Source organism: Spirillospora sp. NBC_01491 (genome assembly GCF_036227065.1).
Taxonomy (GTDB): Bacteria; Actinomycetota; Actinomycetes; order Streptosporangiales; family Streptosporangiaceae; genus Spirillospora; species Spirillospora xylanilytica.
This window is the reverse complement of record NZ_CP109432.1, coordinates 318,202-334,842: the sequence shown is the minus strand read 5'-3', so window position 1 is coordinate 334,842 and position 16,641 is coordinate 318,202. Positions and strand designations below refer to the sequence as shown.

General features: G+C 72.6%; 20 protein-coding genes. 3 read left to right on the top strand and 17 right to left on the bottom strand.

Annotated features, from left to right (window positions below):
• Positions 1-21 precede the first annotated feature (21 nt).
• From OHA34_RS01585 to OHA34_RS01575, 3 genes are read right to left on the bottom strand one after another with little or no spacing between them, the layout of a single operon-like run.
• Positions 22-789, bottom strand: coding sequence for an AIM24 family protein (locus OHA34_RS01585; RefSeq protein WP_285943698.1), 768 nt, complete (start codon positions 787-789; stop codon positions 22-24).
• A gap of 2 nt (positions 790-791) precedes the next feature.
• Entirely contained in the window at positions 792-1,442 is a 651-nt protein-coding gene (locus tag OHA34_RS01580) for an AIM24 family protein (RefSeq protein ID WP_285943699.1), read from the bottom strand.
• Positions 1,442-2,080 carry an AIM24 family protein gene (locus OHA34_RS01575; RefSeq protein WP_285943700.1) on the bottom strand — a complete coding sequence of 213 codons (639 nt, stop codon included), beginning with the start codon at positions 2,078-2,080 and terminating at the stop codon, positions 1,442-1,444. The genes OHA34_RS01580 and OHA34_RS01575 overlap by 1 nt, the downstream gene beginning before the upstream one ends.
• Positions 2,081-2,253: 173 nt before the next feature.
• On the opposite strand from OHA34_RS01575, the gene OHA34_RS01570 reads away from it, so the two are divergent.
• Positions 2,254-2,649: an ABC transporter permease gene (locus tag OHA34_RS01570; protein WP_285943701.1), complete on the top strand. Its 396-nt coding sequence runs from the start codon at positions 2,254-2,256 to the stop codon at positions 2,647-2,649.
• Between the two features lie 123 nt (positions 2,650-2,772).
• Here OHA34_RS01570 and OHA34_RS01565 read toward each other — a convergent pair whose 3' ends face one another.
• Both OHA34_RS01565 and OHA34_RS01560 read right to left on the bottom strand, forming a co-directional pair.
• Positions 2,773-3,465: a response regulator transcription factor gene (locus OHA34_RS01565; protein WP_329520456.1), complete on the bottom strand. Its 693-nt coding sequence runs from the start codon at positions 3,463-3,465 to the stop codon at positions 2,773-2,775.
• The gene (locus OHA34_RS01560) at positions 3,462-4,679 is read right to left on the bottom strand and encodes a sensor histidine kinase (protein ID WP_285943703.1); all 1,218 of its coding nucleotides are present in this window, start codon (positions 4,677-4,679) and stop codon (positions 3,462-3,464) included. Before OHA34_RS01560 ends, OHA34_RS01565 begins: the two co-directional genes overlap by 4 nt.
• A gap of 123 nt (positions 4,680-4,802) precedes the next feature.
• Here OHA34_RS01560 and OHA34_RS01555 point away from each other — a divergent pair, with 123 nt between their 5' ends.
• Both OHA34_RS01555 and OHA34_RS01550 read left to right on the top strand, forming a co-directional pair.
• Complete coding sequence (locus OHA34_RS01555) at positions 4,803-5,021, top strand: hypothetical protein (protein WP_285943704.1); 219 nt, start codon at positions 4,803-4,805, stop codon at positions 5,019-5,021.
• Positions 5,022-5,027: 6 nt separating this feature from the next.
• Positions 5,028-5,669, top strand: a complete 642-nt coding sequence (locus OHA34_RS01550; RefSeq protein WP_329520455.1) for a hypothetical protein — start codon at positions 5,028-5,030, stop codon at positions 5,667-5,669.
• On the opposite strand, the gene OHA34_RS01545 is transcribed toward OHA34_RS01550, so the two are convergent.
• The 12 genes from OHA34_RS01545 to arcC form a co-directional block, all read right to left on the bottom strand.
• Positions 5,638-6,420, bottom strand: coding sequence for a class I SAM-dependent methyltransferase (locus tag OHA34_RS01545; protein WP_329520454.1), 783 nt, complete (start codon positions 6,418-6,420; stop codon positions 5,638-5,640). The two genes, OHA34_RS01550 and OHA34_RS01545, sit on opposite strands and share 32 nt — an antisense overlap.
• A gap of 73 nt (positions 6,421-6,493) precedes the next feature.
• On the bottom strand, positions 6,494-6,898 hold the full coding sequence (locus OHA34_RS01540) for a metal-sulfur cluster assembly factor (RefSeq protein ID WP_329520453.1): 405 nt from the start codon (positions 6,896-6,898) through the stop codon (positions 6,494-6,496).
• Positions 6,895-7,353, bottom strand: coding sequence for a Fe-S cluster assembly sulfur transfer protein SufU (gene sufU / locus OHA34_RS01535; protein ID WP_285943707.1), 459 nt, complete (start codon positions 7,351-7,353; stop codon positions 6,895-6,897). Before sufU ends, OHA34_RS01540 begins: the two co-directional genes overlap by 4 nt.
• A gap of 47 nt (positions 7,354-7,400) precedes the next feature.
• Positions 7,401-8,663, bottom strand: a complete 1,263-nt coding sequence (locus OHA34_RS01530; RefSeq protein ID WP_329520452.1) for a cysteine desulfurase — start codon at positions 8,661-8,663, stop codon at positions 7,401-7,403.
• A 37-nt stretch (positions 8,664-8,700) separates the two neighbouring features.
• A complete protein-coding gene (sufC, locus tag OHA34_RS01525) occupies positions 8,701-9,468 on the bottom strand; it encodes a Fe-S cluster assembly ATPase SufC (protein ID WP_285943709.1) in 768 nt (255 codons plus the stop codon).
• Between the two features lie 15 nt (positions 9,469-9,483).
• A complete protein-coding gene (locus OHA34_RS01520) occupies positions 9,484-9,801 on the bottom strand; it encodes a Rieske (2Fe-2S) protein (RefSeq protein ID WP_285943710.1) in 318 nt (105 codons plus the stop codon).
• Positions 9,798-10,934, bottom strand: coding sequence for a Fe-S cluster assembly protein SufD (sufD, locus tag OHA34_RS01515; protein ID WP_329520451.1), 1,137 nt, complete (start codon positions 10,932-10,934; stop codon positions 9,798-9,800). The genes OHA34_RS01520 and sufD overlap by 4 nt, the downstream gene beginning before the upstream one ends.
• A complete protein-coding gene (gene sufB, locus OHA34_RS01510) occupies positions 10,931-12,340 on the bottom strand; it encodes a Fe-S cluster assembly protein SufB (protein WP_285943712.1) in 1,410 nt (469 codons plus the stop codon). Before sufB ends, sufD begins: the two co-directional genes overlap by 4 nt.
• Positions 12,337-13,101, bottom strand: a complete 765-nt coding sequence (locus OHA34_RS01505; RefSeq protein WP_432763105.1) for a helix-turn-helix transcriptional regulator — start codon at positions 13,099-13,101, stop codon at positions 12,337-12,339. Before OHA34_RS01505 ends, sufB begins: the two co-directional genes overlap by 4 nt.
• A gap of 135 nt (positions 13,102-13,236) precedes the next feature.
• Positions 13,237-14,175: a universal stress protein gene (locus tag OHA34_RS01500; protein WP_329520450.1), complete on the bottom strand. Its 939-nt coding sequence runs from the start codon at positions 14,173-14,175 to the stop codon at positions 13,237-13,239.
• Entirely contained in the window at positions 14,172-15,632 is a 1,461-nt protein-coding gene (locus OHA34_RS01495) for an amino acid permease (RefSeq protein ID WP_285943714.1), read from the bottom strand. Before OHA34_RS01495 ends, OHA34_RS01500 begins: the two co-directional genes overlap by 4 nt.
• Positions 15,633-15,675: 43 nt before the next feature.
• Positions 15,676-16,611 (bottom strand): carbamate kinase, encoded by a 936-nt coding sequence (gene arcC, locus OHA34_RS01490; protein WP_285943715.1) that lies wholly within the window; start codon positions 16,609-16,611, stop codon positions 15,676-15,678.
• Between the last annotated feature and the right edge of the window lie 30 nt (positions 16,612-16,641).

The following is a 16,641-nucleotide window of genomic DNA, read 5'->3' as shown; positions in this document are numbered from 1 at the left end:
GACCGGGCCTCGGAGGCCCGGTCAGGACTGGCGTTCGGCGGCGAGGCGCTGCGCGATGGTCTGGTGCAGCCGCTGGAGCCCCGAGGTGCCCACCGTGCCGATCTGGCCCTCCAGGTCGCGCAGCAGCACGTCATCGTTCATCACGACCTCCGAGGACTGCATCAGGACCGTGCCCTCGCCGGTGAAGGCGAACTGGTGCTCCTCGCCCGAGGCGCCGCCGACCCCGAACACCATGCGCGCGGCGCCGATCGCCCCGCGCATGTAGGAGTGGTCGTAGTGGTGGCACGGCGACGGGCAGTCGGCCCAGCCGAGCAGTGCCTGCGGGTCGACCCGGATCGGCGGCTCGACGAAGTGCACCGGGCCGTTGGAGGCGGCCACGAACCGGCCGGTGCCGATCAGCGTCAGGAAGCCGGGGATGATCGACTGCTTGAGCTCCAGGCCCGGCTCGAACGCCAGGAGGTTGCCGGCCCGGATGGTGAGGTTGCCGTCGTCGAGGTCGTAGGAGTTGACGTCGAAGCCTCGGTCGGCCAGCAGGAGCTTGCCCTGGCCCTGCGCGACGATCCAGTCCTGCGCGTACAGCGGGGAGTGGAAGCTCGCGGCGACCAGGGCGTCCAGCGGGCCGGCCGACAGCGCCTCGAACCTGACCTGCCCGTAGTAGGCGATCATCTTGCCCTTCTGCGTGAACCACTGGCCGTTGAGGTCCACGCTGAAGGAGTAGGCGTTGACGTTGTCGTTGGACGGGAGCGTCGCGGCGTTCCAGGTCTGGGTGTCGGACGCGGAAGTGCTCACGCTCAGATCTTCCTCTCACTGGCCTGCACGTAGACGACGCCGGTACCGCTCAGCTGGAGCTGGAACCCCTCGCCGGAGCCGCGGCCGATCAGCTCGCGGAGCCCGACCGCGGTGGTCAGCTTGTTCTGCACCTGGCCGCGGTGCGCGACGTAGGCCTGCGGGTCGACGTGCACCGGGCGCTGCGGGGTGATCGGCAGCTCCATCACGCCGCCGTGCGACAGCAGCGCGCAGGAGCCGTTGCCGAGCAGGGTGGTGGTGAACAGGCCCTGCCCGCTGACCGCGCCGCGGATGACGCCCCGCACGCCGCCCTGCTCGCCCATGAACATCGTGCCGACCTGGAGGGCGGTGTCGTGCACCAGCAGCCGGTCGGCCTCGACGTAGAGGGTGTCGCCCGCGAGGTCGACGACCGAGACCTCCAGCCCGGCGTGGCCGAACATCACCGAGCCCCGCCCGGTGACGTGCATCATCGCCGACCGCTCGCCGGCGACGGCGCGGCCGAGGGTGCCGCCGATGCCCTGGCCGGCGGTGGCGGTCGGGGCGAACTCGACCGGCCCGGTGTAGGCCAGCATCGCGCCGCGCCGGCTGTAGACCTCCTGGCCCGGCCCGATCGGGACCTGGAGCATCTTGGCGTTGATCGAGGTGTATCCCGGCATCAGATCTCCAGAATTCCGCCGCGCTCGGCCGGCTGGACGTAGACCAGGCCGTGGCCCTGGTACCGGAACTGCACGCTCTCGCCCGACCCCTGCCCGATGACGGTGCGCCAGTTGACGTCGGTGACGACGTCCTGCTGGAGCTGCCCCCGGTGCCCGACGTAGGCGTGCGGGTCGACGCACAGCGGCGTCTGCGGGGTCACCTCCAGCGCGATGGCGGGCCCGTCCGACAGGATCGCGACGGTGCCCTGGCCCTCGACCTTGGTGGTCGCCAGGCCCTGGCCGGTGCCCATGCCGCGCAGCCCGACGAACTGCACCCCGGTCTGGAGCCGGCCGTCGAGGGCCAGCAGGCTCTCGGACTCGACGAACAGCACGTCGCCGGCGAGCTGGACCAGGGTGACCTCGGTGGCCTCGCTGGCCAGGAACACGGTGCCCTTGCCGGCGATCTCCATCAGGGTCATGCCCTCGCCGGCGATCTTCCGTTTGAGCGCGCCGCGCAGCCCCTCGCCGCCGGTGAGGCCCTGCCGCTTGAACGTCATCTCGCCGTCGTAGGCGACCATGGAGCCGTTCAGCGCCTTGATCGTCTCGCCGACGAGATCGACGGCCAGCATCTTCGAGCCGTTCAGTCGAAATTGCGCCACGAGGCCAGACCATACCGGTGACGCCCCGCCGCATGTCCACTATTCCACTGCGTACCGCCCGGAATGCCCGACGGCGTCCGGGCAGGCGCGCGGGTGACCTTCTTGTGGCGTATCGGTCCCGAACCGGCGCGTTGGGGGCCCGTTCCGTCCGTCGATCGGAGAGGATGTCGCGCATGTGGATCGCCCCCGAACGCCGCAGTCTCAGCCGCTGGATCGTGCCGGGAGTCGTCCTGGCCGCCGGGGTGGTGGTGGCGGCGGTGCTGGCCGCCGACGGGCGGCGCGAGACGGGCCTCGTCGCGCTCGCGGTGCTGGCCGGGTACGCCGGGCACCTCGGGTACCGGCGCCACGAGCCGGCGCTGCCGGTCAGCGAGACGTTCGGCAACGGCCACCGGGCCCGCGCGCACCTGAAGGCCGCGGCGATGACCGGCGACACGGTGACCGCGGCGCTGGTGGCGGCGCTGGTGGTGCAGGCGCTGCGCGGCGCCGACATCACCCCCTACGCCTGGCTGGCGGCACTGGCGGGCGGGACCTACCTGCTGTCGGTCCTGGTGGCCGGCCGGGGCCTCTGACCCCGCCTCTGACCCGCCTCCGGCGCCGCGGTGCGCGCGGCCGGGTCGGACGAGAGGCCGAGGAGCAAATGCCCCAGAACGTCCTGAGAGGCCCCGAGAAGGACGGAGAGCCGCGCGGAGGGGTCAGCGCGGGCCGGTGGGCCCCTCGCGGGCGGCGGGGCCGGAGAGGCCGCCGGCGGCGGTCTCCTGCGCGAGGATGGCCGCCTGGACGCGGCTGCGCAGGCCGAGCTTGGCCAGGATCCGGCTGACGTGGGTCTTGGCGGTGGTCTCGGCCATGTCCAGGCGCCGCGCGATCTGCCCGTTCGACAGCCCCTCCCCCAGGCAGCCGAACACCTCGTGCTCGCGCGGGGTGAGGTCGTCGAGCCCCGGCGGCAGGAACGGCCCGACGGGCCACCGGGCGGGCCGCCGGGCGGCGAACGCGCCGATCAGCCGGCGGGTCACCCTGGGCGAGACGATCCCCTCGCCGGACGCCACCGTCCGCACCGCCTCCACCAGGTGGTCGGCGTCGATGTCCTTGAGCAGGAACCCGGCGGCGCCGGCGCGCAGCGCCCCGAACACGTACTCGTCGACGTCGAAGGTGGTCAGCACCAGCACGTCGGCGATCCCGGAGATCTCCCAGGTGGCCGAGACGCCATCCATCCGGGGCATCCGCAGGTCCATCAGCACCACGTCCGGGCGCAGGCGGCGGGCCAGCTCGACGGCCTCCTCACCGTCGGCCGCCTCGGCGACCACGGTGATGCCCGGCGCGGCGCCCAGGATCAGCACCAGGCCCGCCCGGACGGCGGCCTGGTCGTCGGCCACCAGCACCTCGATCATGAACCGGCCTCCCGCGCCCGCCCGCCGGTGCCGACGGGGAGCTCGGCCCGTACCCGCCACCGGTCGCCGTCCGGGCCCGCGGCGAACGCCCCGTCCAGCATCGCGGCGCGCTCGCGCATCCCGACCAGCCCGCTGCCCGAGCCGGGCAGCCTCGGCCCGGCCCGGTCGCCGCCCGGCATCGGACTGAACACCTCGACCAGCACGTCCCGGGACCGGTACGCCAGCAGCACCTCGGCCCGGCCGGGGCCGCCGTGCTTGAGCGCGTTGGTCAGCGACTCCTGGACGATCCGGTACGCGGCGAGCTCGACGGCGGCGGGCAGGTCGGGCGGCTCGCCGGTCACGGTGAGGACGGCGCTGAGGTCGGACCGCCCGGTGCGCCCGACCAGCAGGCCGAGCTCGGCCAGCCGCGGCGAGGCCGCCGGGCCCGGCACCGCGCCGTCGCCCTCGCGGAGCAGGCCGATCATCCGGCGCATCTCGGCCAGGCCCCGCACGCTGTTCTCGCGGATGACCTCCATCGCCCGGTCCAGGTCCTCCCGGTCCAGGTCGCGGACCTTGAGCACCGCCGAGGAGTGCAGCGCCACCGCGCTGAGGTGGTTGGCGATGACGTCGTGCAGCTCGCGGGCCATCCGGGCGCGCTCGGCGGTGACGGCGCCGCGCCGGTCGAGCTCGGCCATCCGCACCGCCTGCTCGGCGCGCGCCCGCTCGGCCCGGGCCCGCTCCCGGTGCTCCCGGAGCAGCATCGCGGTCAGCACCGGGCCGACCCAGGTCACTCCCGCGACGGCCCCGGTGATGACGGCGCCGCTCACCGTCCCGAGGGCGATCCCGACCACGGTCATCGACGCCAGCGTCGTCGCGGCGGTCGCGCCGAGCAGCCATTCGGCGGCGGGACGCCGCGCGTAGAGGCCGGCCGCGTACAGCGCGTCGCCGTAGATGATCGCGGTGGCGAAGCTCGGGCCCATCGCCACATCGGCGAGGTTGAACGGGGTGGCGAAGGCCAGCGCGATCAGCGGCGCGGTGCGCCGGAAAGGCACCGCCGCGCACAGCCCGAGGAGCGCGACGAACCGCCAGCCGAGCGGGACGGCCTCCTCAGCCGTCCAGCGCGCGTAGCCGTGCGACGCGAGCAGGAGTACGCCGCCGGCCAGGGCCGCGGCGGCGAAGAGCAGGTCCTGGCGCGTGGTCCGCAGGCGGCGCGGGGCGGGGCGGGGCGTCGGCACGCTCCCATCTCAGCATCCTCCCGCGGGTGCCGCCTCCACCTCGGGGCCCCGCGCCGTACATCGTTCGGAGGATCCGCGATCTCGGCATCGGCGACGAGGCGCGGAGCGCCGCCCGGAGAAACCATGAAAAGGCAGAACGGCATGCGGGAGAAGGGCAGCATCGTGCAGACCATCGGGATCATCCTGGCGATCGTCGGCCTCGGCTCGACCATCGCCGACGACGGCACGAACATCGACCTGATGCAGTGGTCGACCGGCCACCAGCCCTACGCGGGGCTCGCGGTGGGCGCGGCCGGCCTCGTCCTGGTGGTGTTGGGGCGCCTGATCAAGGGCGGGCGGTGACCCGGAGTGCTGTTCGCGGTCATCGTGGCCTGCGAGGCCGGATTCTGGCTGGTGCTGCTCGCCGGGCTCGGTGCCCGCTACCTGCTGCGGTGGCGCCGGGCCGGCGCGGCGCTGCTGCTCTGCGTGCCGCTGCTGGACGTGGTGCTGCTCACCGCGACGGTGGTGGACCTGCGGGGCGGCGCGACGGCCGGGTTCGGGCACGGGCTCGCGGCGGCCTACCTCGGCTACTCGGTGGCGTTCGGCCACGGATGGGTGCGGTGGGCAGACGAGCGCTTCGCGCACCGGTTCGCGGACGGCCCGCCGCCCCGCGCGAAGCCCCGGCACGGGCGGGCGCGGGCCCGGTACGAGCGGTCGGAGTTCGGCAAGGCCGCCCTCGCGTCGGCCATCGGCTGCGGGGCGCTGCTGCTGATGATCGCCCTGGTCGGCGACCCGGACCGCACCGAGGCGCTGCTCGGCTGGACGCTGCGGCTGGGCACGGTCCTGGCGATCTGGTCGCTGTGGCCGATCACGTACACGCTCTGGCCCGCCAGGCCCGAGCCCGCCGCCGCGGCCGAGCACGGCGCCGAGCCCGCCCCCGGCCTCGTCCGGCCGGGAGAGCCCGGAGAGGGGCCCGCCGCTAAGCCCGGCGGACCCGGACCGCGAGGGTGACGATGGGGAGGTCGAACTCGCCCTCGGCCGTCTCCGGCGTGGCGCGCAGATGGCCGAGCACCCGGGCGAGGAGCGCCTCTCGCTCGGCCTCGTCGAGGACGAGCACGTGCGAGTGGGTGCCGATGGTCGCGGTCAGCGACTCGGCCGTACGGCGCTGCGCGTGCGGGAACTCGGTCTGCTCGGCGTCCGGGAACTCGGCGCCGACGGGGAACCGCCCCGGCCGTGACCGGCGGGCGGACCCGTGGCCTCTGGAGACCTCCCTGAGGGCGGCGACCCAGGGCACCCGGTCGTCGTCGCGGTTCCAGAAGCCCGCCAGGATCCCGCCGGGCGCGAGCACCCGGCGCATCTCGGGGAAGGCCCGGTCGAGGTCGAACCAGTGCATCGCCTGCCCCACCAGGACCGCGTCGACCGACCCGTCGGGCAGCGGGATCGCCTCGGCGCCGCCCGCCAGCGCCCGGACGCCGGGGACTCCGCGGCGCAGCTCGGCCAGCATCTGCGGGTCGGGCTCGACGGCGACGACGTCGCCGGCGGGGATCCCCTCGGAGAGGAGCGCCTCGGTCACCTTGCCGGTGCCCGCGGCGAGGTCCAGGATACGGAGCGGCTCGCGCCCGGCGAGGGGCTCCAGGGCCCAGCGGACGGCCTCCGCCGGGTAGCCGGGACGCTCCGCGGCGTAGACGGCGGCGCCGACCCCGAAGGACGCGGCCCGGCGCGCGACGAGTTCTTGTTCGGTCTCGGGGAGGGAAGCGTCCATCCGGCCCAACCTAGGACCGGGACGGGAAGGGGCGGCCCTCCTGGTGGAGGACCGCCCTTCGCCGTGGCCGGGGTCAGACGTTGAAGCCGAGGGCGCGGAGCTGGTCGCGGCCCTCATCGGTGATCTTGTCCGGGCCCCACGGCGGCAGCCAGACCCAGTTGATCTTCACGTCGTCGGCCAGGCCCTCCAGCGCGCTGTGCGCCTGGTCCTCGATCACGTCGGTGAGCGGGCAGGCGGCGCTGGTGAGCGTCATGTCCAGCGTCGCGATCCCGTCGGCCAGCCCGATCCCGTAGATCAGGCCGAGGTCGACGACGTTGATCCCGAGCTCGGGGTCGACGACGTCCTTCAGCGCCTCGAGGATCTCCTCCTCGGCCGCGGACATGGCCGCGGTGCCGGTGCCCGCCTCGCCGTCCGTGGCCGCTGCGGTCTCCTCCGGCGCGGTGTCCGCCGTGGCGGTGTCCGGTGCGGTGTCGCTCATGTTGCCTCTCCGAGAGCTCTGGCGGTCGCGTCCTTCCACGCCATCCAGGCGAGCAGGGCGCACTTGATCCTGGCCGGGTACTTGGAGACGCCGGCGAAGGCGACGGCGTCCTCCAGGACGTCCTCGTCGAGGTCGGCCTCCCGTCCCCGGGTCTGCATCAGCGCCAGGAACGCGTCGCCGACCGCCATCGCCTCCTTGACCGACTTGCCGATCACCAGGTCGGCCATCACCGACGCGCTGGCCTGGCTGATGGAGCAGCCCATGGAGTCGTAGGAGACGTCGGCGACCGTGGCGTCCTGGTCCGCGCCGTCCAGGTGCACGCGCAGCGTGATCTCGTCGCCGCAGGTGGGGTTGACGTGGTGCGCCTCGCCCTCGAAGGGCTCCCGCAACCCCTTGTGCAGGGGGTTGCGGTAGTGGTCCAGGATGACCTCCTGGTACATCGCCTCCAGCTGCATGACTTCCTTTCCCGGGGCCCTTCTTCTTGCTTGAACAGGGGTGCGGCTCAGGCTGTTCCGAAGAACTTCTGGGCCTGCCGGACGCCCTCGGCGAGCGCGTCGACGTCGGCGAGGGTGTTGTGCACGTAGAACGAGGCGCGGGTCGTGGCCGGGATGCCGAACCGGCGGCAGATCGGCCACGCGCAGTGGTGCCCCACCCGGACCTCGACGCCGAGCTCGTCGAGCACCTGCCCGACGTCGTGCGGGTGGATGTCGGCCACGGTGAACGACACCGCGCCGCCCCGCGCCTCGACGGTCCCGGGCCCGATGATCCGCACGCCGGGGATCTCGGTGAGCCGCTCGAGGGCGTACCCGGTGAGGGACTCCTCGTGCGCGTGCACCCGGTCCATGCCGAGCGCGGACAGGTAGTCGCAGGCCGCGCCGAGCCCGACCGCCTGGGCGGTACTGGGCGAGCCGGCCTCGAACCGCTGCGGCGGCGGCAGGAAGGTCGAGCCCTCCATCCGGACCACCTCGATCATCGACCCGCCGGTGATGAACGGCGGCATCGCCTCCAGCAGCTCGCGCCGCCCCCACAGCACGCCGATCCCAGTCGGGCCGAGCATCTTGTGCCCCGAGAAGACCAGGAAGTCGGCGCCGAGCGCGGTCACGTCGACCGGCTGGTGCGGCACCGACTGGGCCGCGTCCAGCAGCACCAGCGCGCCGACCGCGCGGGCCCGCGCGGCGATCAGCTCGACCGGCGGGACGGTCCCGAGCACGTTGGACTGGTGGGTCAGCGCGACCAGCCTGGTGCGCTCGTTCACCAGCGAGTCGAGGTCGTCGAGGTCGAGCCGGCCGTCATCGGTGAGCCCGAACCAGCGCAGCGTGGCGCCGGTCCGCCGGCAGAGCTCCTGCCAGGGCACCAGGTTGGCGTGGTGCTCCATCTCGGTGACCACGATCTCGTCGCCGGGGCCCACCGCGAACCGCGCGGCCTCGGGGCCGGCGGTGGCGGCGTTGCTCATCGCGTACGCGACGAGGTTGACGCTCTCGGTCGCGTTCTTGGTGAACACGATCTCGCCCGGGACCGCCCCGACGAACGCGGCGATCTTGGCCCGGGCGCCCTCGAACGCGTCGGTGGCCTCCTCGGCGAGCAGGTGCGCGCCGCGGTGCACCGCGGCGTTGTGCCGCTCGTAGAACGCGCGCTCGGCGTCCAGCACCTGGACGGGCTTCTGCGACGTCGCGCCGGAGTCGAGGTAGATCAGCGGCCGGCCGCCGCGGACGGTCCGCTGGAGCAGCGGGAAGTCCTTCTTGACCTCTTCTGGCAGGAGGCTCACGCCGCACCCCCCGTCCGCTTCGGCCACTGGGTTCCCCTCATGCGGACGCGCCCGCCTTCGCGTACTTCTCGTAGCCTTCGCTCTCGAGCTCGTCGGCGAGCTCGGGGCCGCCCTGGGCCACCACGCGCCCGCCGGAGAACACGTGCACGAAGTCCGGCTTCACGTACCGCAGGATGCGGGTGTAGTGGGTGATGAGCAGGGTGCCGGTCTCGCCGGCCGCGCCGAAGCGGTTGACGCCCTCGGAGACGACCTTCAGGGCGTCCACGTCGAGGCCGGAGTCAGTCTCGTCGAGGACGGCGATCTTCGGCTTGAGCAGCTCGAGCTGAAGGATCTCGTGCCGCTTCTTCTCGCCGCCGGAGAAGCCCTCGTTGAGGCTGCGCTGGGCGAAGGCCGGGTCGATGGACAGGGCGTCCATCGCGGCCTTCAGCTCCTTGGCGAAGTCGCGGAGCTTGGGCGCCTCGCCGCGGACGGCGGTGATCGCCGAGCGCAGGAAGTTCGACACCGAGACGCCGGGCACCTCGACCGGGTACTGCATCGCCAGGAACAGCCCGGCGCGGGCGCGCTCGTCGACGCTCATCGCCAGGACGTCCTCGCCGTCGAGCGTGACGGTGCCGGAGGTCACCTGGTACTTCGGGTGCCCGGCCACCGCGTAGGCGAGGGTGGACTTGCCGGAGCCGTTGGGCCCCATGAGCGCGTGGGTCTCGCCGGCCTTCACGGTCAGGTCGACCCCGCGCAGGATCTCCTTGCCGTCCTCGGCGCCGTCGGCGACCGAGACGTGGAGGTCGCGGATCTCTAGCGTGGCCATATCCTTGGGTCTTCCTTAGTCGTCGGAGCCGAGCGAGACGTAGACGTCGCCGTCGTCGACCTTCACCTTGTACGTGGCGACCGGCTGCGTGGCCGGCGGGTTGGTGGGCTTGCCGGTGCCCAGGTCGAAACAGGACCCGTGCAGCCAGCACTCGATCGTGCCGTCGTAGACCTCGCCCTCGGAGAGGGAGACCTCGGCGTGCGAGCAGATGTCGCTGAGCGCGTAGACGTCCTCGCCGCTGCGGACCAGCGCCACCGGGGTGTCGTCGATCTCGACGGCGAGCGCGCCGTCGGCCGGGATCCCGGCGAGGGGGCACACCTTGACGTAGGTCATCGTTCCAGCTCCGCCTCGATCGCCGCCTGCACCTTCTCGCGCACGTCCTCGACCTCGATGCGCTCGATGAGCTGGCCGAGGAAGCCCTGCACGACCATCCGCCGGGCCTGGTCGAAGGGGATGCCGCGGGCCTGGAGGTAGAACAGGTGCTCGTCGTCGAGCCGCCCGGACGCCGAGGCGTGCCCGGCGCCGGCGACCTCGCCGGTGAGGATCTCCAGGTTCGGCACCGAGTCGATCCGGGTGCCGTCGGTGAGCACCAGGTTCCGGTTGAGCTCGTAGGTGTCGGTGCCCTCGGCCGCCACCCGGATGATCACGTCGCCGATCCAGACGGCGTGCGCGTCCTGGTCCTGGAGCGCGCCCCGGTAGTCGACCCGGCTGCGGCAGTTGGGCTCGGTGTGGTCGACCAGGAGGCGGTGCTCGAGGTGCTGCCCGCCGTCGGCGAAGTAGACCCCGTACATCGCGGCGTCGCCGCCGGGCCCCGCGTAGGCGACCGTGGGCGAGATCCGCACCAGGTCGCCGCCGAGGGTGATGTTGTGCGAGGTGAACCGGGCGTCGCGGCCCAGCCGGGCGTACTGGTGCGAGACGTGCACGGTGTCGTCGGCCCAGTCCTGGAGGCTGATCACCGAGAGGAACGCGCCGTCGCCGACGACGAACTCGACGTTGTCGGCGTAGGTGGCCGAGCCGCGGTGCACCAGCACCACGGTGGCCTGGGCGAACGGCTCCAGGATCACGGTGGTGTGGCCGAACGCCGCGGCCTGGCCCTCGCCGTTCAGGCGGAGCACGGTCGGCGCGGACGCCACCGCCTCCTTCGGCACGGTGACGACCGTGGCCTCGGTGAACGAGGCCCACGCCTGGGCGCTCACCCGGTCGGCGGGCCGGTAGGCCCGGCCGAGCCGCGGGTCGTCGCGGCCGACCGTCTCGACGGTGACCTCGGGGGCCGCCTCGGCCTCGACCAGGACCTTGCCGTCGCCCTCGGCGGTCCCGTTGTGCAGGCCGCGCAGCCGGCGCAGCGGGGTGAACCGCCACTCCTCCTCGCGGCCCGTCGGGACCTCGAAGTCGGCGACCTCGTAGGAGCCCTTCTCGTGCAGTGTCGAGAGGGGCTGCCCCACGGTCGCGGTTTCCAGGCCGCTCAACCCACGGCTCCTTCCATCTGAAGCTCGATGAGCCGGTTCAGCTCGAGCGCGTACTCCATCGGCAGCTCCCGCGCGATCGGCTCGACGAAGCCGCGCACGATCATCGCCATCGCCTCGTCCTCGGTGAGGCCGCGGCTCATCAGGTAGAACAGCTGGTCCTCCGACACCTTGGAGACGGTGGCCTCGTGGCCCATCTCCACGTCGTCCTCGCGGACGTCGACGTAGGGGTAGGTGTCGGACCGGCTGATCTGGTCGATCAGCAGCGCGTCGCACTTGACCGTGGACTTGCTGTGCGTGGCGCCCTCCTGGATCTGCACCAGGCCCCGGTAGGACGTGCGCCCGCCGCCGCGCGCCACCGACTTGGACACGATGGTGCTGGAGGTGTTGGGGGCGGCGTGCACCATCTTGGCGCCCGCGTCCTGGTGCTGGCCCTCGCCGGAGAACGCGATCGACAGCGTCTCGCCCTTGGCGTGCTCGCCGAGCAGGTAGACCGCCGGGTACTTCATGGTGACCTTGGAGCCGATGTTGCCGTCGACCCACTCCATGGTGGCGCCCTCGTAGGCGACGGCGCGCTTGGTCACCAGGTTGTACACGTTGTTGGACCAGTTCTGGATGGTGGTGTAGCGGACGTAGGCGTCCTTCTTCACCACGATCTCCACCACGGCCGAGTGCAGCGAGTCCGACTTGTAGATCGGCGCGGTGCAGCCCTCGACGTAGTGCACGTGCGAGCCTTCGTCGGCGATGATCAGCGTCCGCTCGAACTGGCCCATGTTCTCGGTGTTGATCCGGAAGTAGGCCTGGAGCGGGATCTCGACGTGCACGCCCGGGGGCACGTAGATGAACGAGCCGCCCGACCACACCGCGGTGTTCAGCGCGGCGAACTTGTTGTCGCCGACCGGGATCACCGAGCCGAAGTACTCCTGGAAGATCTCCGGGTGCTCGCGCAGCCCGGTGTCGGTGTCCAGGAACAGGACGCCCTTCTCCTCGAGGTCCTCGCGGATCTTGTGGTAGACGACCTCGGACTCGTACTGCGCGGCGACGCCGGCGACCAGGCGCTGCTTCTCGGCCTCGGGGATGCCGAGCCTGTCGTAGGTGTTCTTGATGTCCTCGGGGAGTTCCTCCCAGGACGCCGCCTGCTTCTCGGTGGACCGGACGAAGTACTTGATGTTGTCGAACTGGATCTCCGACAGGTCCGAGCCCCAGGTGGGCATCGGCTTCTTGTCGAACAGCCTCAGCCCCTTGAGGCGCAGGTCGAGCATCCAGTCAGGCTCGCTCTTCTTGGCCGAGATGTCGCGCACGACATCGTCGTTCAGGCCGCGCCGGGCCGAGGCTCCGGCGGCGTCCGAATCGGCCCAGCCGAACTTGTACCTGTCGAGCCCGTCCAGCTCGGGGTGGACTGTAGTCATAGGGAGGTCCTCCCGGACTCCTCGTCACTTATGGTCTGGCCGTCCGCCTCGTCCCCTCCGCAGAGGGAGCGCGGGCTGACGTGGGTGGTGCAGATCCCGTCGCCGTGGGCGATGGTGGCCAGCCTCTGCACCGGGGTGCCCAGCAGCCTGCTGAACGCCTCGGTCTCGGCCTCGCACAGCTGCGGGAACTCCGCGGCGACGTGCGCGACCGGGCAGTGGTGCTGGCAGAGCTGCTCGCCGCCCCCCTGCTGGGGAGCCTTCGCCGCCGCGGCGGCGTAGCCGTCGCCCGACAGCGCCTCGGCCAGCTTGCGGACCCGCTGGTGCGGCGGTGCCGCCTGCACGACCGGCTGGTAGCGTCGTTCGAGGTCGGCGATCTGCCGCCGGGCGAACTCGGCCACCGCCCGCTCCCCCGCCGTCTCGGCGAGGAAGCGCAGCGCGCTGGTCGCCAGGTCGTCGTAGGCGTGCACGAACGCGTTGCGGCCGGCGTCGGTGATCGCGAACCACTTGGCCGGGCGCCCGCGCCCGCGCCGCGTCTGCGGCCGGCCCGGACGGACCTCGATCATGCCCTCGGCGAGCAGGGCGTCCAAGTGGCGCCGGATCGCGGCCGGCGTCAGGCCGACCTGCTCTCCGAGCGCCGAGGCGGTGATGGGACCGTGTTCGAGGATGAGCCTGGCCACCCGGGCGCGGGTGTCGCGCTCGGAGCTGCTGCCGGCCCCGGTCAGCGGTCCGCCCGCCCCGGCGTGGGCGCGGGCCGACGGCACGCCGGACGGCCGCGCGGAGGCGGCCTGGGCGCTCGTCGGATCCTCGCTCACGTATTTCACAACATCAGTGTGCCCTAATTACTTCCCGGGGACCAATGGAATCCCGATGTCGTCGCTCACGCAGGCAAGCCTTACCTAACTTCGATCGGCGCGGTCCCGGTCCGGGCCGGGCCCCCTCGGCCCGCGCGGCAGCACCAGCACCGGGCAGCCGGCGGCGCGGACGATCTTGCCGGAGCTCTCGCCCAGGAAGACCTTGCGCAGCGGCCCGTCATGGCTGGACATGCAGGCCAGCACCTCGCCGGGCAGCAGGCCGACGCCGCCCAGCGTCTTGGCCGTCCCGGAGCCGACCGCGATCTCGGTCTCGACCTCCAGGCCGGGGCCGACCAGCCCGGCGGCGTGCTCCAGGTCCCGCTCGGCCTGGGCGCACTGCCGCCGCACCACCTCCTCGGCGCCGCGGAACTTGCCCGTCAGCCCCGCCGGGCGCAGCACCAGAGTGAGGAGCCGCACCGGCAGGCCGAGCGACGCCGCGAGGCCCGTGGCGGCGGTGAGCGGGACCTCGACGTCGCGGCGCCGCCAGTACGCGACGGTGAGCCGCTCGAACCGCTGCGGCGCCTCCTCGGCGTAGCCGCGCGGCGCGAGCAGCACCGGCACCGGCGAGCCGTGCAGGAGCTGGTCGGCGGTGCTGCCGATGGCGATCCGGCCGCGCCGGCCGCGCGGCGCCGAGCCCGCGACGATCAGGTCGGCGCCGGCCTGCCCGGCGACCTCCAGCAGGCCGCGCCCGCTCCCCCGGTGCGTGTGCACCACGAGGGTCACGTTCCGCTCGGGCACCTTCAGCTCCGCGAGCCGCGCGGCGGCCCGCGCGACCGCGGCCTGGGACTGCTCCCTGAGGTAGGCGACCCACTCGGCGTCCACCGAGGCGGGGCCGCGGGCCGGCCAGGCGGGCGGATGGACGTTGGCGACGGTCACCGCCGCCTTGGCGGTGCGGGCGACCAGCGCCGCCAGTGCCAGCGCGTCCTCGCCCCGGTCGTCGGGCGAGTAGCCGACCAGCAGGCGCAGCCCCTTCGGCTCGCTCATCCCGGCCCCTTCCCTCGATCGGTGCGGGCCGCCAGCCGCGAGTGGCGGCGGCCGTAGGCGAAATAGGCCACGAGCCCGACCAGCGTCCAGAGCAGGAAGACCCCCCAGGTCACCGCGCCGAGCCCGACCATCAGGTACACGCAGAACCCGATGCCGAGCAGCGGCGTGATCGGGTAGAACGGGGTCCGGAAGCTGCGCGGCATGTCCGGCCGGGTCCGGCGCAGCACGATCACGCCCATGCTGACCAGGGCGAACGCGAACAGCGTGCCGATGCTGGTGGCGTCGACGAGCTTGCCGAGCGGGATCAGCGCCGCGAGCACCCCGATGAAGGCGGCCACGATCAGGGTGTTGGCGACCGGGACCGCAGTGCGCGGGCTGACCTTCTGGAAGATGGGCGGGATCAGCCCGTCCCGCGACATCGCGAACAGGATGCGGGTCTGCCCGTACATCACGGTCAGCACGACGCTGGCGATCGCGATCACCGCGCCGAGCGACAGGACGATGGAGGGCCAGGCGACGCCGGTGGCCTCGTCCAGCACCCGGGCCAGCGACGCCTCGGACCCGCTCAGGTTGAACTGCTGCCAGGGCATCGCGCCGACCGCGGTGAGCCCGACCGCCACGTACACGATCGTCACGATGACCAGCGACAGGATGATGGCCAGCGGCAGATCGCGCTTGGGGTTCTTGGCCTCCTCGCCCGCGGTGGAGGCGGCGTCGAAGCCGATGTAGGAGAAGAACACCTTCGAGCCGGCCGCGCTGATCCCCGCCCAGCCCATCGGGGCGAACGGGGTCATGTTGCCCGAGTGGAAGGCGGTGGCCGCCATGGCGCAGAAGAAGACCAGCACCCCGATCTTGAGGAAGACCATGATGGTGTTGGCGGTGGCGCTCTCGGAGGTGCCGCGCAGCAGCAGGAGGGTCGCGAGCGCCACCACCGCGACGGCCGGCAGGTTGATCAGGCCGCCGTCGTCGCCCGGCGAGTTGCTGATCGCGGCGGGCATGGTGAACCCGAAGGACTTGTCGAAGAACTCGTTGAGGTAGGAGCCCCAGCCGACCGCGACGGCCGACACCGACACCGCGTACTCCAGCAGCAGGCACCAGCCGCACACCCAGGCGACCAGCTCGCCGAGCGTGGCGTAGGCGTAGGAGTAGGACGAGCCCGACACCGGGATGGTCCCGGCCAGCTCGGCGTAGGACAGCGCGGAGAACAGCGCGGTGACCGCGGCCAGCATGAACGCCACCACCACGGCGGGTCCGGCCAGCGGCACCGCCTCGCCCAGCACGACGAAGATCCCGGTGCCGAGCGTGGCGCCGACGCTGAACAGGGTGAGCTGGAGCAGGCTCATCGAGCGCTTGAGCTCGCCGCCCTCGCCCTGGCCGCCCTCGGCGACGATCTGGTCGACCGGCTTGGTCCTGGTCAGGCTGCGCAGAAGGGATCCGGACGCGGTACCTGTAGTCAAGGCGCACCCCGTTTCGCTCGGTGAGGCCGGCGGGCGGCCCGGACTACAGCGTGCTGGCCAGCGGCCAGGTCGCGTTCGGCGTCACGATCGTCCCGGCGGTCCCCTCCAGGATCTGCACGCACTGGTCGAGCCTCCCGATCGCGGCCATGTCGCCGGTGCGTTCCACGAACCCGCTCACCGCCTCCACCTTCGGTCCCATCGAGCCCGCCGGGAAGTCCTCGGCGCGGAGCTCGTGCGGGGTGGTCTGCTCGATCTCCTCCTGCGCGGGCGTGCCGAAGTTGCGCATCACCCGCGGCACGTCGGTGAGGATGAGGAACGCGTCCGCCTCCAGCGTCTCGGCCAGCAGCGCCGCGGTCATGTCCTTGTCGATCACGGCCTCGGTGCCCTCCAGCCGGCCGACGTCGTTGCGGAAGACCGGGATGCCGCCGCCGCCCGCGCAGACCACCACGGTCCCGCCGCGGACGAGCTGCCGGATCAGGCGCGTCTCGATCACCCGGCGCGGCAGCGGCGAGGGCACCACCCGGCGCCAGTGGTCGCCGTCCGGCTTGACCGTCCAGCCGTACTCCTTGGCGAGCTTCTCGGCCTCCTCCCTGCCGTAGACCTGCCCGACGAACTTGCTCGGGTCGGCGAAGGCGGGGTCGACCGCCGACACCAGCGTCTGGTTGATCATCGCGACCACCTGCCGGCCGGGCAGCGCGTTCTGGAGTGCCTGGAGCAGCCAGTAGCCGATCATGCCCTGGGTCTCGGCGCCGATGGTGTCCAGCGGGTAGGGCCGGCTCAGGTTCGGATCGTTGATGCTCTCCAGCGACAGCACCCCGACCTGCGGGCCGTTGCCGTGCGTGATGAGCAGCTCGTGCCGCTCGGCGAGCGGCGCCAGCGACTTGACGGCCGTCATGACGTTGGACCGCTGGAGCTCGGCGTCGGGCCGGTCGCCGCGCCGCATCAGCGCGTTCCCCCCGAGCGCCACGACTACGCGCATGTCCCCATCCCCCCGGTTCCCGTCGCGCCC